General features: G+C 41.5%; 14 protein-coding genes and 1 riboswitch. Of the genes, 2 read left to right on the top strand and 12 right to left on the bottom strand.

All coding sequences use genetic code 11. From position 1 onward, the window contains the following. Window positions 1-308: 308 nt before the first annotated feature. Window positions 309-626: a DUF6514 family protein gene (locus tag CDO33_RS07520; RefSeq protein ID WP_103080632.1), complete on the bottom strand. Its 318-nt coding sequence runs from the start codon at window positions 624-626 to the stop codon at window positions 309-311. A 456-nt stretch (window positions 627-1,082) separates the two neighbouring features. Here CDO33_RS07520 and CDO33_RS07515 point away from each other — a divergent pair, with 456 nt between their 5' ends. Next, window positions 1,083-1,358 carry a hypothetical protein gene (locus CDO33_RS07515; protein ID WP_103080631.1) on the top strand — a complete coding sequence of 92 codons (276 nt, stop codon included), beginning with the start codon at window positions 1,083-1,085 and terminating at the stop codon, window positions 1,356-1,358. A 231-nt stretch (window positions 1,359-1,589) separates the two neighbouring features. Here CDO33_RS07515 and secF read toward each other — a convergent pair whose 3' ends face one another. Both secF and secD read right to left on the bottom strand, forming a co-directional pair. Next, a complete protein-coding gene (secF, locus tag CDO33_RS07510; protein WP_103080630.1) occupies window positions 1,590-2,525 on the bottom strand; it encodes a protein translocase subunit SecF in 936 nt (311 codons plus the stop codon). A 1-nt stretch (window position 2,526) separates the two neighbouring features. Continuing rightward, on the bottom strand, window positions 2,527-3,864 hold the full coding sequence (gene secD / locus CDO33_RS07505; protein ID WP_103080629.1) for a protein translocase subunit SecD: 1,338 nt from the start codon (window positions 3,862-3,864) through the stop codon (window positions 2,527-2,529). A 307-nt stretch (window positions 3,865-4,171) separates the two neighbouring features. Between secD and CDO33_RS07500 the strand changes: the two genes are divergently transcribed. Further along, window positions 4,172-5,470: an IS30 family transposase gene (locus CDO33_RS07500; RefSeq protein ID WP_103083328.1), complete on the top strand. Its 1,299-nt coding sequence runs from the start codon at window positions 4,172-4,174 to the stop codon at window positions 5,468-5,470. Window positions 5,471-5,763: 293 nt separating this feature from the next. On the opposite strand, the gene CDO33_RS07495 is transcribed toward CDO33_RS07500, so the two are convergent. The 9 genes from CDO33_RS07495 to CDO33_RS07455 form a co-directional block, all read right to left on the bottom strand. Continuing rightward, entirely contained in the window at window positions 5,764-6,429 is a 666-nt protein-coding gene (locus tag CDO33_RS07495) for an HD domain-containing protein (protein ID WP_103082816.1), read from the bottom strand. A 134-nt stretch (window positions 6,430-6,563) separates the two neighbouring features. Beyond that, complete coding sequence (gene scfB, locus CDO33_RS07490; RefSeq protein ID WP_103082817.1) at window positions 6,564-7,907, bottom strand: thioether cross-link-forming SCIFF peptide maturase; 1,344 nt, start codon at window positions 7,905-7,907, stop codon at window positions 6,564-6,566. 339 nt (window positions 7,908-8,246) lie between these two features. After that, entirely contained in the window at window positions 8,247-8,387 is a 141-nt protein-coding gene (gene scfA / locus CDO33_RS07485; RefSeq protein ID WP_103082815.1) for a six-cysteine ranthipeptide SCIFF, read from the bottom strand. 210 nt (window positions 8,388-8,597) lie between these two features. Next, window positions 8,598-9,038, bottom strand: a complete 441-nt coding sequence (locus CDO33_RS07480; protein WP_242973442.1) for a TIGR04086 family membrane protein — start codon at window positions 9,036-9,038, stop codon at window positions 8,598-8,600. A gap of 139 nt (window positions 9,039-9,177) precedes the next feature. Beyond that, a complete protein-coding gene (gene yajC / locus CDO33_RS07475; RefSeq protein ID WP_103082813.1) occupies window positions 9,178-9,462 on the bottom strand; it encodes a preprotein translocase subunit YajC in 285 nt (94 codons plus the stop codon). A 120-nt stretch (window positions 9,463-9,582) separates the two neighbouring features. Further along, window positions 9,583-10,710 carry a tRNA guanosine(34) transglycosylase Tgt gene (gene tgt / locus CDO33_RS07470; protein WP_103082812.1) on the bottom strand — a complete coding sequence of 376 codons (1,128 nt, stop codon included), beginning with the start codon at window positions 10,708-10,710 and terminating at the stop codon, window positions 9,583-9,585. Window positions 10,711-10,759: 49 nt separating this feature from the next. Beyond that, the gene (gene queA, locus CDO33_RS07465; protein ID WP_103082811.1) at window positions 10,760-11,785 is read right to left on the bottom strand and encodes a tRNA preQ1(34) S-adenosylmethionine ribosyltransferase-isomerase QueA; all 1,026 of its coding nucleotides are present in this window, start codon (window positions 11,783-11,785) and stop codon (window positions 10,760-10,762) included. A gap of 48 nt (window positions 11,786-11,833) precedes the next feature. Continuing rightward, entirely contained in the window at window positions 11,834-12,121 is a 288-nt protein-coding gene (locus tag CDO33_RS07460) for a hypothetical protein (RefSeq protein ID WP_103082810.1), read from the bottom strand. A 37-nt stretch (window positions 12,122-12,158) separates the two neighbouring features. After that, complete coding sequence (locus CDO33_RS07455) at window positions 12,159-13,838, bottom strand: SpoIID/LytB domain-containing protein (RefSeq protein ID WP_103082809.1); 1,680 nt, start codon at window positions 13,836-13,838, stop codon at window positions 12,159-12,161. Between the two features lie 247 nt (window positions 13,839-14,085). Further along, window positions 14,086-14,262: riboswitch (Lysine riboswitch) on the top strand. The last annotated feature ends 123 nt before the right edge of the window (window positions 14,263-14,385 follow it).

The raw sequence follows: 14,385 nt of genomic DNA, 5'->3' as shown, positions 1-14,385 counted from the left end.
TCTCACAATAAATAAGAGATGAAATGCAAAATGTCTGTATGCTTTGGGTTAATTCACGCTTACGGGTTCCGCCGCTTTTATTTTATATTCTACATTAACTTATATTTTCCCTTCATAAATAATAATTTTTTTTGCTTATTGTATCATGTAAATTTTGCTGGATATGCTGCTGTGTATAATAACCCTCTACTATCTTTCCTTGTTTTTTACATTTTTATACATATGGTAGAAGGGATTGCTTTTCGACATCCTCTGGATATACCGATTTGAGCGCATAAAAAAAGCAGGTTATATGCCTGCTTTTTCTACTATATTAAAACACCCAGCATGTCATCCAGTACATATGGCATCCCGACAGGCGTTACTGTATTACATGCCAGCTTGTCCAAAATTCGAATCACGCTTTCTTTACAACATGATAAATTCTTGACAGTGCTTACTTCATCATTCTTGCCATCTACTTTCTTCACGATTTCTATGCCGTATGCAATTTTCCCTGTCAGTTCATCCATGTCGGATATTTCATTCTCCAATATGTAGTACTCCAGTTTGATTGGTGCACAATCGCCTGATAGGCCGTCATTCATAGAAAGCTCCAATGATTTTTCAAGACGTCTGTTTATCATGTTGAAATACCCCCTTTTCTTTTATAATTATAATTATATACCATTGCCTTTGTATTTTACATAAAAAAAAATCGAGCCAAATAACCGGAGTTTTATCCGTTTCGACATATTACATAGGTATCTTTACAAATTCTTTGTAGGGTTATGTCAAAGTGTTTCAATAATTAAGAATTTTGTAAATGAAATTTTCACTGTCGATGGTATGGATCAGTTGCTATATTTGCATAATCTATTTACTTAAAGCTCATACAGTCATTTTCCGGGAAATATACGGTCTGTATTGACATTTCTGGGGCAATACGCAGGCTCATATTTACTTCCTATGGCTTTCATAGTGTCAAGACAGGCTGAAAACACCTGAACTCCGGTAAAATGGTAATCTTTTTGCATTGATGCATTAGTTACATTATGTTAACATATAATAGTTAAATTTTCAGATTCGGGGGTGTCCTATAGGTGCAGACAGATAAGACTAAAAATTTAGAGAAGATACAGTCAGCCTTTAGCAAGCTGGATAAAAATACAAAAAGAGTACTTAAAGCAGGGACGATTTTGGCATTGGTTGTGCTGGCAGCGGGCACATTACTGCTTCTGTTAAACCACACCGCATTTAACTATGATCCTTATATAGAGTATGTTTCTAATTCTGTAATAAAAGCCAGCTTTACAATACTGGCAGAAGTGATAATAGGTAGTTTATTACTGGATTTTGTATTCTGCAATAAAGGCTGATTACAACCTGTTTAATAACAGGTCTTTTTTTTATCTTAAACTTAATGCAGCAAAAAAGAGGATGTTTGATTTTCAACATCCTCATTAATCTGTATTCTTACTAATAAACCTATCGTTTATTAATATCTTTTATTATTTAATATTCCTTACCTATAATATATCCGCTGTTTAAGTTGCTGCTGTTTCTCCACAGCTTACATTTCTTTGTGCTTCTTTAGGCTTTTGCCGGTTTTAAGCTACTTTCCTTTTAGTTTGGTACTCCTTCCAGAGCACCCACAACGGACCGGCTATAAATATCGTAGAATAGCATCCGCTGATGATACCGGTTAAAAGGGGAAGTGAAAAGTCTCTTACAGACTCGATATTATATACAACAGCGAAAATATATACGACAACCATGCTCATGAAAGTTGCCACACTGGTGTTTATTGACCTTGACATGGATTGCAGTATGCTCCTGTTTACCACCTCTCCGATGGGCACCTTTCTCATGGTCTTCATATTTTCCCTTATTCTGTCGTAAATTACTATTGTATCGTTTATCGAATAACCCAGTATGGTTAGAATAACAGCTATAAAGCCATCATCCAAAGGTATCTTGAAAACAATATAAGTTGCAAATACGATCAAAGCGTCATGCAGCAATGCTACAATAGCCATCAAACCTGCAGATAGTCCCATCGATCTGAATCTCCACCAGATATACAGCACTATCAACAAGCTTGCCCATACTACCGCTCTTATTCCCCTAGACAGCATTTCCTTACCTATGAAAGGCTCAACACTGTTAACGCTGATTTCAGCGTTTTCAGGCAAATTGAATTCCTTTCTCATAGCATCTATCAGTTTGGTCTGCTCTTCAGCCGTAAGGGTATCCTCCGCATTGGATATGTTGAGGACGAGCATGTTTATCATCTTATCGCCAGCTTCCACATCAATGGTTTGTGACTTCTGGGCATCAACTTCCTTGTTAACTGTTGCTTCTGCAATATTTGCAGCTTTCTCCAGATCAATATCCTCGTCGCCTATTTCCATTTGAATGATGGTACCACCCTGAAACTGGATGTCCAGCCTTATGCCGTTTACAAAATAGAATGCCAAGCCTACCAGCAGCAATACAATTGACAGGGCGAAAAAATACCGCTTATTTTTTATAATATCAAACATGTCATGCTCCCTCCTTAACTTCTTTAACACCATAAAGCCAATGCTTTTTGCCAAACTTTGCTTCGGAAGAAGCCTTTATCATTATCCTTGAAGCCGTCACACCGCACAGGAAGTTCAGCAAAACTCCTGTACCCAGTGAATAAGCAAAGGAGAGCATGGCTCCTGAACCAAAAATATACAGAACTATGGCTGATATGAGAACGGTTATGTTACCGTCAAACACTGCTGAAAAGGCTCTGTCGAATCCAGCATCGATAGCGGCTTTCAGTGTCTTTCCGGTTTTAAGTTCCTCTTTGATTCTCTCACTGGTAATAATATTGGCATCCACACCCATTCCTATGGAGAGTATGACACCGGCCATACCAGGAAGAGTAAGGGTTATGCCCGGCCAGGATATAGCCAGAATCTGTCCTACCACCTGTCCTAAAAGCGCTATGCAAGCCAGTGCTCCAGGCAGCCTATAGTACAATATCATAAACAGGCATACCAAAACGAACGCAATTGCTCCGGCTCTCAGCATTACCGCAAGAGCTCCCTTACCAAGGGTAGGGCTTATGGAGTTGGTGCTCTTTGCCTCCAGCTTGAATGGAAGTGCACCGGATTTGATGATACCGGCCAGTTCACCGGCTTCTTTTGCATCCCTCTGCCCGGTGATAACAGCTTCACCGTTAGTGATCTGTGTGCTTACAATCGGGGCATGGGAGTTTACCCTTCCATTGCTGTCCAGAACAGGTTTGTCATCCATGAATATTGCTATAGGCTTGCCTATAAGCCTTCCAGTAGCTTCTGCAAACTTCTTGGCGCCTTCGCTGCTCAGTTTCAGCGTGACTTGCACCTGTCCGGTCCTGGGATCCGTATAAACACCGGTATCAACCACATCATTGCCTTCTATAACAATCTTTCCTGTGGGAAGATAATTGCCTTGTTCATCTACTTTACTTTCATCCACTTCCTGAAAAGTCAAAAGGGAAGTCGCTCCAATTTCGCTTATAGCTTTCTGCGGATTGAAATCTGTTTCTCCTTGCTTCCAGGGGATACGCAAAATAATACTGCCACTTTCCACGTCGGTAGTGACATCCCTGTCGAGAATGTTCAAATTGTCAAGTCTTCTTTCAATAACAACTTTAGCTGCATTCAAATCCTTTTCCGAAGGTACTTTTCCATCTTGGGTTATTGCATAAAGCGTTGCATCAACACCGCCGTTAATATCAATACCGAATCTGATGTCTTTGGCCCCGGGTATTTTTATACCGAATAAATCCCCGGTAACAGTTATCCAGGTTAAAATTCCGATTATAAGAATAACCGCGAAAAATTTAACCCCGTTTTTTGAACTCATCTGTAAAATTCCCCCTTTTATTCTTGTCCGCATGAAGATATTATATAACTACAAAATTTGTGAGTCAATACTAATTGCCTTGCACAGCCATGCCATATACAGGTCTCAAAGCAAAGTTTAATTGAAAAAGTTATTTCCACCCCAAATTCATAGACAGTGGAATTTAGTTTTGCAAATCGCTAGAAATGAGAAAGGTGGAAGTTACTTTTGCAAAGATCACACTGTTCCTATTTTCTTGTGAAAGCTGGAATATTGTCTCTCAAAAAGCTATGATATATATGGTGGTGCCTCTGAAGGGGGTACATATATGCGTGGCTTTAAACATTTGAGTCAGGAAGAAAGAAATATAATTGAACAAAGGTTAATCAGCAGGAAATCATTCAAAAGCATAGCACGCGAGCTTGGAAAGGACCCAACCACGATATCCAAGGAAGTGAAGAACCATATCCAATTTAGGAAAACCGGCTGTTATGGAAGAGTGTTCAATGATTGTAAACATCGTATTGGTTGCCCTGTTAAGCATCTTTGCGGCAGTTTGCGTTGTAGCCGTTATTGTCGCGCTTGCAAGTCTCGCATGTGTTCATCACTATGTCATGAGTATCAACAGGAAATTTGTCCCAAGCTTTCGAAGCCGCCCTATGTTTGTAATGGTTGTGAAGACAAACAGTCTTGTACATTAGAGAAGAGGATTTATTCTGCAACACATGCACAAAGAGAATACGAGACAGTACGCTCTGAGTGCCGTCAGGGTTTACAAATCACTGAAGAAGAAGCGATAAGATTGGATTCCATTATTAGCCCGCTGCTAATTAAAGGCCAGTCACTCCACCATATATGCATTAACCATGCTGATGAAATCATGCTCGATGAACGCACACTCTACAACTATGTGGACAAGGGTATCTTTACAGCAAAAAATATCGATATGCCAAGAGTTGTACGTATGGGCAGACGTAAAAAGGGAAAAGACCAGTTCAAAGTGGATAAAAAATGCCGAATAGGCCGAACTTATCAAGACTTTCTTAAATTTATGCAAGAGCATCCGGACCTTCCCGTAGTGGAAATGGACACGGTAATAGGAAGAATAGGCGGCAAAGTCCTGCTGACACTGCATTTTACTGTCCCACAGCTCATGCTCGCATTCATTAGAGATGCTAATACCTCCCAATCTGTCATTGATATCTTTGATCAGCTTTACCTGGAACTAGGCCCGGATACCTTCCGCAAATTGTTCCCGGTATTACTTTGTGACAACGGCAGTGAGTTCTCGAATCCGTCCGCTATTGAATTCGATTCACATGGGCAACGCAGAACCTGTGTATTCTACTGTAATCCGCTGGCTCCTTACCAGAAAGGCGCAGCAGAAAACAACCATGCTTTGATTAGACGCATTATCCCAAAGGGTACTTCTCTTGATGAGTTTACTCAGCGGGACATAACTCTTATGATGAACCATATCAACTCGTACAGTCGACTGAATCTCGGGGATAAAACCCCTTATTGGGCTTTTGGATTGCTCTACGGGGAAGAAATATTAAGAAGGATGAATGTAGAACTCATCCCGACAGATAATGTCACCCTGCATTCATCCCTTCTTAAGAAATAAATATTAAATAACCAGAGGCACCACCAGCCACAACTCTATAAGCATTTACAAACAGGGTGGAAATTACTCTTGCAAAAAGTTAGTTAATCTTCACACCTCTAGTTTGATATACCCAAAAAAGGGCTGGCTTTGTTCCTCTACTTCATATTTTAACCTATTATTGACTGAAAAGCATTAAAAATTTGCCTAAATAAACTAATCCAAAACCCGCTGAATTACTATTTTTCTCAATGATAACAGCATCCATGGAATTTACTTTTGCAAAGTGGAAATTACCTTTTCAATTGACCGTCTCAAAGCAAATGCGTTCCATTGATTATCAGTTGGAATTTCAGTCCGAGAAACTCCGCAGCTTTACGGCACATTGTCATACGGACCAGAAAAATCTCGAAATAATCCATAACCGGACTTATTTTCGTATCAATCTCCAGCTCCAGCGCCGCAATTTTTTCTTTGCTGTCGACAGTTATTCGGGAAGACTCAACCGCATAATTTACCCGGTCATGAATATCAAAGGTTGAAAAATCCCTGTTTCTTACCCGACTCCTGTGGACATCAGACTTATCGGCAAGAATCAATGCTGCCGAAATGTTGCTCACTGCCGTTCCGGAGTTTTCGTCATGGTTTCCGATGGCCATCATGATTTTTGCTGCTTCCCTGTGATCCATGCCCATTTTGGTGAGCACATTGTAAGCCAATATAGCTCCGGTATGGGCATGATCCATCCTGTTTACTGCATTGCCTATGTCGTGCATGTATCCGGCAATTCTGGACAGTTCTATATCCCTGTCGTCAAAACCGAGATTTTCGGCTATCTTTCCTGCAGTGCCCGATACCAGGCCCACATGCCTGAAAGAATGCTCGGTATAACCTTTCACTGAAAGCTGCATGTCCGCAATTTCCATGAAAGTTTTTACCTCATCATTTCTTTTTACATCTGCCAATGTGATAAGAGCCATATGGAACACCTCTTATTATCATATAGGTTCTCTTTCTTAACCCCTGACTATTACTCCGTCTTCAGGCAGGCTTGTCCTTCCTTTGCTGCTTAATGCCCTATGATGCGGGAAATCCCCACCTCTGCCCATATATCCTATTCCTGGGTTTTTATCCAAAGAGCGCATTCGACTCTCTTCTTTTCCAGCTCACAGCCTACTTTATAGGGTACGTTTATATCTCCGTTAAACTGATATTCATTGGCTGCACATCCACCGCTGCAGTAAAATCTTGCCCAACACTGCATGCATTCTTTTTTGGTGTATACATTTGAGTTACTGAAATAATTCTGAATGCCGGTATTCAGCTTTCCGTCCATAACTGTTCCCATTTTGAAATCATCCATCCCCACAAACTGATGACAGGGATAGATATCCCCTTCCGGTGTGATGGCAAGATATTCATGTCCGGCTCCGCATCCCGTAATCCTCTTTGCAATGCACGGCCCCTGATTCAAATCGATCATGAAATGGAAGAAGTTAAAACCGTTTCCTTCCTTCTGCCTCTTGACATATTCATAAGCCAGCTTTTCATACTCTTCAAACAATACCGGCAAGTCCTCCTCCCTCAGGTCATAGCCCGAGTCCTTAGCTGCCACCACCGGTTCCACCGATATCTGCTTAAAGCCTTGATCTGCAAGATGTATGACATCTTTTGAAAAATCAAGGTTTTCCCGGGTAAAGGTGCCCCGGACATAGTAATTGGTCTGATTCCTCGATTCAGCCATATCCTTTATCTTCGGCAATATGTCCTTATAAGTCCCTGTTCCGTCTATCCGGAAGCGCATCCTGTCGTTTACCTCCGGCCTTCCGTCGATGCTGAGCACCACATTGCTCATATGCTCATTTATAAATTTCTTATGATCTTCATTAAGAAGCACCGCATTGGTGGTTATTGTAAACCTGAAATGCTTATTGTACTCCTTTTCCTTTTCCAAAGCATAATTCACAATTTCCTTGACGGTGTCGAAATTGAGCAGCGGCTCTCCTCCAAAAAAATCCACCTCGAGATTCCTTCTCCCGCCGGATTCCCTGAGCAAAAAGTCAATGGCCTTTTTGCCCACCTCCGGACTCATTACCGAACGGTGCCGGCCAAAATCACCGGTAGATGCAAAGCAATATTTGCACCTTAAGTTGCAGTCGTGGGAAATGTGCAGGCATAAAGCCTTCACCACCGGTTTTGCGTCTCCGACCGGAAGGTGATCCTTATATATATCCTCCGAATATAACTGCCCATCCTTTTCAAGGCTCTGGATTTCCTCCAGGGCTTCCTTTATTTCCAACTTGTCATACCTGTCGGAAAGCATTTCAATTATTTTTTCATTATCATACTTTTTATAATAATCCAGAATTTCATAGGATAAATCATCAAAGACATGTACAGCTCCACTGTTCACATCTACAACTATATTTGTGCCTTTCATTGAAAATTTATGTATCATACCCTTTGACCTCTTTTTAAAAATTTTTATGTCTATATAAAATCGGTTTGAATTCAGCTGACTGAAATGGGTGATTGCTATTCCGAAAGGATTCAAAGAACATAACAATCAATACATCCATCCTTTGCCGAATTCATGCCCAAACTATATAGCTGTAACGGAAAGCCTGACGCAAGCTTCTTCACCCGGCTGCTTCACCGGTATAAGTTTAATATATCTCAAAGCATAATGCAAGCCAAGCTTTCCAAAGCAACAAAAAAGTGAAAAGCGGAATTAAATCACTTTTCACCTTTTTATGTAATCAACAAATTTAAAGCTTCTGCATTCAGACAAAGCAAATTATTTCTTTTCGCAGCTCTGATTTGCTACGGTGCAAGAAGTCTTGCATGCGGACTGGCAGGATGTCTGGCATTCTCCACATCCTCTGCCTACCAAACTGTCTTTTAAAGAAGCTCCGTTTATAGTTTTAATATGTTTCATTTATCTTCCTCCTATGGACATAATTTCTTCGCTGCAAATCACATCGACAACGCATTACAGGTCAGGTGTTACCCGCTAATCAGTCATCGATGAAATTTCTGCAGATTGCATTATGTAAATGCTAAAAATTAGCTATGCACATTATAACATACACAAAGCTTTTTGAAAAGATTAAATCATATGAGCAATGGGCCTATCCGACAAAATTCGTCACCGGGCTATCTTTTTTACCGGCTTGTATCTGGAATGGGACCCGTGTCTAAAATTAATCCCAATAATTCCACCGATGGAACCTGACAGCACGCCGATCAGTACCATGGAAATCACATGCCTGTTAACGGAAAAATCCCTTATAGCCAAACTTCCTGCGACATACAAAAAAAGCATGTAAATAAATCCAACAAGAGCACCATTCAGCCACCCTTTGCTCTTCAAATTCCTGGTAGCTGTCGAACCTGCGAACAGTATGCTGATGACTGTAGTAACAATCACGGCAGGAGCTATGTAATCCTCCGGGAATGAAGTGTATGTAAGTATCACCGAGAGTATTACAAATATCGGTATGGTTATCAGGTATGATATCCCTATACCCTTGCATATTTTCAGCAGGTTGATGCGTTCACTTATTGCCGACTTGAAATTTTGGCCCATCTCTTTCACCAAAAGCACCCCCAATAAATTACCCTTTGATACTATAATTTATTGGATATTCCATTAACTTAGAACATAAACCTAAAAAAACCTGAATATTGGGCCAGTTAACCGCTTATTTCGGAAAATTCTTATCAAATTAAGCCTCGATGAGCTTTTCCACTTCCTTGATAGCCCATTTTTTAAGCCTTATTTGAGTCTTTTCCACACTGGTCTCGATAACCACCTCGTCATCTTTAATATTGATGACTTTACCTGCAATACCACCGATGGTGACGACATTGCTGCCTACCTTCATGGAATTTATCATTTCTCTTGTCTTCTTGTCCCTTCTTTTCTGAGGCAGGACAACTATCAGGTACATAAGTCCTATCATGAATCCAAGATATAAGACTATCCCTAGTATTCCTTGTAATTGTTCCATACTTTATCCTCCTGTTTCCTAAGTAGTTTCAGTATCATAATATAAATAATAACATTTTTATTTTATATAGAAAAGCATAATTTTCCTTCTTCAGGCCAAAATCGCCCCATTTTGGTGCAATCACGCTTTTTTACTGTATCCGTAATTTTCAAAAAACTCATCCCTGAAGTCTCCCAAGCGGTCCTCCATAATTGCCTGCCTTACCTTCTTCATAAGGTTGATAAGGAATCTGAGATTGTGCCACGTGGTAAGTCTTATGCCAAGAACCTCATCAACTTTTAAGAGATGCCTTATATAAGCCCTGGTGAAATTTCTGCAGGCATAGCAATCGCATTCAGGGTCAATGGGAGAAAAATCCCTGGCATATTTTGCATCCCTGACGATAATCCTGCCCCTGCTGGTCATTACGGTGCCGTTCCTTCCAATACGGGTGGGCAGGACACAATCGAACATATCAATTCCCCTTATCGCACCCTCTACGAGATAATCGGGGCTTCCCACTCCCATAAGATAACGGGGCTTATCTTCCGGTAATAGAGGAACTGTGCATTCCAGCATTTCATACATAAGCTCTGCCGGTTCCCCAACGCTTAAGCCTCCGATGGAATAACCCGGGAAATCGAGTGCCACCAGTTCCTTTGCGCTTTGCTCCCTTAAGTCTTTGTATACTCCTCCCTGCACTATACCGAAAAGCGCCTGCCTTTCAGTGTTTTTGTGAGCTTCCTTGCATCTTTTGGCCCACCGGGTGGTTCTCTCGAGGGATTTTTTTGCATAATCATATTCAGCAGGGTAGGGAGTGCATTCATCAAAGCACATTATTATATCGGAGCCCAGGTCATTTTGAATTTCCACTGCCTTCTCCGGGGAAATAAAATGCCGGGAGCCGTCAATATGGGACTTGAAGGTAACACCGTCCTCCTCAATTTTCCTGAAGCTGCCCAGGCTGAAAACCTGGAAACCTCCACTATCGGTCAATATGGGCCTGTCCCAGTTCATAAAACTATGAAGCCCTCCGGCCTCCCTTATAATCTCCTGGCCTGGCCTCAAATATAAATGGTATGTATTGCTGAGTATAATTTTTGCATCAATCTCCTTCAATTCATCCGGGGACATACCCTTGACTGTAGCCTGGGTTCCAACAGGCATGAATACAGGAGTATCAAAAGAACCATGCGGGGTATGCACCCTTCCGAGCCTGGCTCCTGTCTGTTTGCATTTTTTAATGAGCTCGTATCTTATTGCTGCCATTTTCCACCTTCCTCATTACATTTCAATATTGCTTGCCGATGCCTATAGCCTATTTTATAAACATGGCATCCCCAAAGCTAAAAAAACTGTACCTTTCCTCAATTGCCACCCTGTATGCTTCAAAGATCTTGTCTTTGCCTGCCAAGGCGCTGACAAGCATCAAAAGCGTTGATTCGGGCAAATGAAAATTGGTTATGAGGGCATCTACCACCTTAAATTTATAACCGGGATATATGAAAATATCAGTCCAGCCATTGTGAGGAGTCACAAGACCCGTTTCATCCCCTGCCGTTTCCAGTACCCTGCAGGAAGTAGTACCAACAGCTATCACCCTTTTGCCGCTTTCTTTTGCAGCATTTATCTTTTTGCAGGCTTCTTCATTTATATTGTAAAACTCACTGTGCATTTTATGATCCTGGATGTTCTCAGTTTTCACCGGCCGGAAAGTGCCAAGGCCGACATGCAAAGTAACGTAGGCCAGGCTGACACCTTTCTTGGCAATGTTGTCCAAAAGCTCCTCCGTAAAATGAAGACCTGCCGTGGGTGCTGCCGCCGAACCATTATATCTCGAATAGACCGTCTGATATCTTTCCGAATCGTCAAGCCTTCGGGTGATATAAGGCGGTAGGGGTACAATACCCACCTTGTCCAATATTTCTTCAAATATCCCGTCATATTCAAATTTTACAATCCGGTTGCCTTCCTCCACAATATCAATGATCTCAGCTTTTAGGAGTCCTCCCCCAAACACAAACCTGGCTCCCGGTTTTGCACGCCTTCCGGGCTTTAATATCACTTCCCAGACACGTTCTTCTATCCTTTTTAAAAGGACAAATTCAATCTTGCCCCCGGTATCTTCCCTTGTCCCAAGAAGCCTTGCCGGAATTACCCGGGTGTCGTTCAAAACAAGGCAGTCCCCTGCGTCCAGATAATTTATGATATCTTTGAATATCTTATGCTCTATACTTCCCGTCGCCCTGTCCAAAACGAGCAAGCGAGACATCGCCCTCTCCTTTATAGGTTCCTGGGCAATCAATTCTTCGGGCAAATCATAGTAAAAATCACTAAGCTTCATCATTAATCCCTGCTATCCTTAAGTATTTATTAAGAAATCTTCGTTCCTTTACAAAATATCATCAGCAGCAAACCTTACTTTATAGAAGATGAAGTTGCCTGCATGATGCATGCGGTTCTTTCCGTTTTGATTGAAATGATCCTGCTTTTCCGCATCAAAACAGAATACATCAATCTCATAAGCAACTCGCACTTTTTTACCTGCTCTTTCAATTCCGTAAAGGGTTACATTTTTGCGAAATTTGGAGTAATTTAAACTTACATCAATTTCGTCCATTTCAAAATCATACAACAAAGCGGCTCCATTTACAATGCCAAAGGCAAAAAAATACTCCATGACTATTCACAGAGTATTTTAGGCCAAATTTTACATTTTATTCAACATCGACACCGGTAAAGTAATGCTTTAAAATCTCATCATAGGTAAATCCGGCTTCGGCCATACCTTTTGCTCCTTCCTGGCTCATTCCTACGCCATGGCCCCATCCTTTGCCCGTAAATGTGTATGTTGTCGGCACCGCAGTGATAGGCTTTAATTTATTGTCCGCACCTATCACCATCAGTCCGCTGCCCGATCCTGCGCCTATGGTTTTTACTCCGTTGGCTGTCATAACCTTGCTGCCGGACAATTGTACCTTCGGAGAGGTCTTCCCGGCACCCTTTACCGAAACTCCGGCGTCGGTGGTTATGGTAAAGAGCTGGCTATCCAGCGAAAACGCAGACCTGCATTTTGCCTTGGTGAACACGGCTTCACCTTTTGTGCCGCGCACCACCATCTCTATTGCCCTCCCGGCTTCGGAATACTGGGTTATGACGATGTTCAATATGTCTCCGGTGTCATAGCCCAATTGCAGCATACGATCCTTCACTTGTTGAGAGGTCATGGTCACTTCCCAGTTGTATTTCCATGAGTCACCGGACTCATATTTATCCTCTACGCTCTTCAGATAGGGTACGTCTCCTCCCCATACATTCTTTGAATCCTCAGTCCTTCCTCCGCTGGAACTGAAATAGAACACTTCGGCAAGACTTCCTTTATACAGAACCTTTTTGCCCGCAGTATCATCGACTGCTTTGTTGGAGCGGGCATCTTCGGTACTCAGGCCTTTGTATACCTGACAATGGGTGGTGGAACACAGATCAAACCCAAGAGTTTCGTGCCGGTTCAAGCTAGAAAGGGTGTATGTACGCGCAGCCACTGCCTGAGCTTTCAAAGCCTCAGGATGAGACGAAGCTTGTATTTCTGCCGGAACAACACCATATAGGTATTGCTCCAGAGGCAGTACGTTTGTCACTGTCATGTCGCTGTCCTGCAGCCGCCTTACTTCCAGATCCCCCCTGTAGCTGTTGGTGTTGTTTATGGTCAAAGAATAGGGATCATTTTCTGTCCTGGGTTGTATCTGCAGTACTCCTTTGCTGCTGCAATAAACCATGGCAGCTTCCCCTTTGCTGTTTTGAACCACAATGCTTTTTGAGGACTGAGATACGGTGCTAACTGTGGTATCCCCATTCCCCAATGCCGGTTTCAGAGTTTCAGCCATATATTTTTCAGCAGTTGCCTCGTCGGTAAAGAATCCGGTCCATACCTGCCAGCAATCTGCATATGCGACATATGCGTCTATGCCTTTCTTTTTCAAAGCGTCTGCCTGAGCTCTGGCAGCCTTGGCATCTTTGTAATCTCCCCCTATCCTCACATGATAAGGTCCAATCTTCTCTCCCTGCTTTGCAGGCTCCTTTCCGGGAGTATATTCTGTCAACACTCCGTTTGTATTAATAAAGAAGGAATCTTTTCTTATAGTAACAATATTGTTTGTCGTTTCTTCAAACAATAAGACAAGCTTGCCGTCCTCCAGGGAGTTTATGGTCAATCCTTTGGCAGCGTTTACATTAAAGCTGCAGACAGCCGTGTTGATACCGGACGCCTTATCTGTAAAGTACAATCCGATCCTTATCTTTTCTGGTACATTTATGGCGGCGCTTGCCGAAAATCCGGAATTTATAAAGATGCTAAGTACAAAAATGACAGTAAATATTATTTTAATATGTTTTTTCATAAGCTCCTCCAATTTATCCTATGTATAGACAGTACTGCATAAATTAACAGTTAGTTATTCGACAGCAATATCGATTTTCCCTACTGATTTTGATTTTTTAATAATATTGTAACAATTTACCTTTCGCAATGGAGACAATCATCAAATCACTGGATGCGAAATATAATATAAAAGATAGCTGTAAAAGCAGCAAATTTCATTTGACATTAGAATCTTTGGATGTTATTATAAATAAAATGAATATGGTAAAAATGATAGAGGTGCGTTTTTCAATAGTACGTCCGCTGAAAAGAAAGGGCTTTAATGATGCTGACGGAAAGGGTCAAACGCCGAAGGATGATCATCCCTTTTGTGGTCCTTCCTGGTTATATGGTTAATAGCCATATAATTGTCATCAGTAAAATGATGGAGCGCTATCAGTTCAATTTACAGGATCATAAACAAGATCCAAGACAATTTTTACAGAACTGCTGGTACTCCAAACCAGCTTTTTTAATTTACATTAATTTATAAGTGTAAAGCAATAATAAAGTAAAATTGAAGAACA

This window comes from Clostridium thermosuccinogenes, from assembly GCF_002896855.1.
In the GTDB taxonomy this organism is placed as follows: domain Bacteria; phylum Bacillota; class Clostridia; order Acetivibrionales; family DSM-5807; genus Pseudoclostridium; species Pseudoclostridium thermosuccinogenes.
This window is presented reverse-complemented; position numbering and strand designations above follow the sequence as displayed.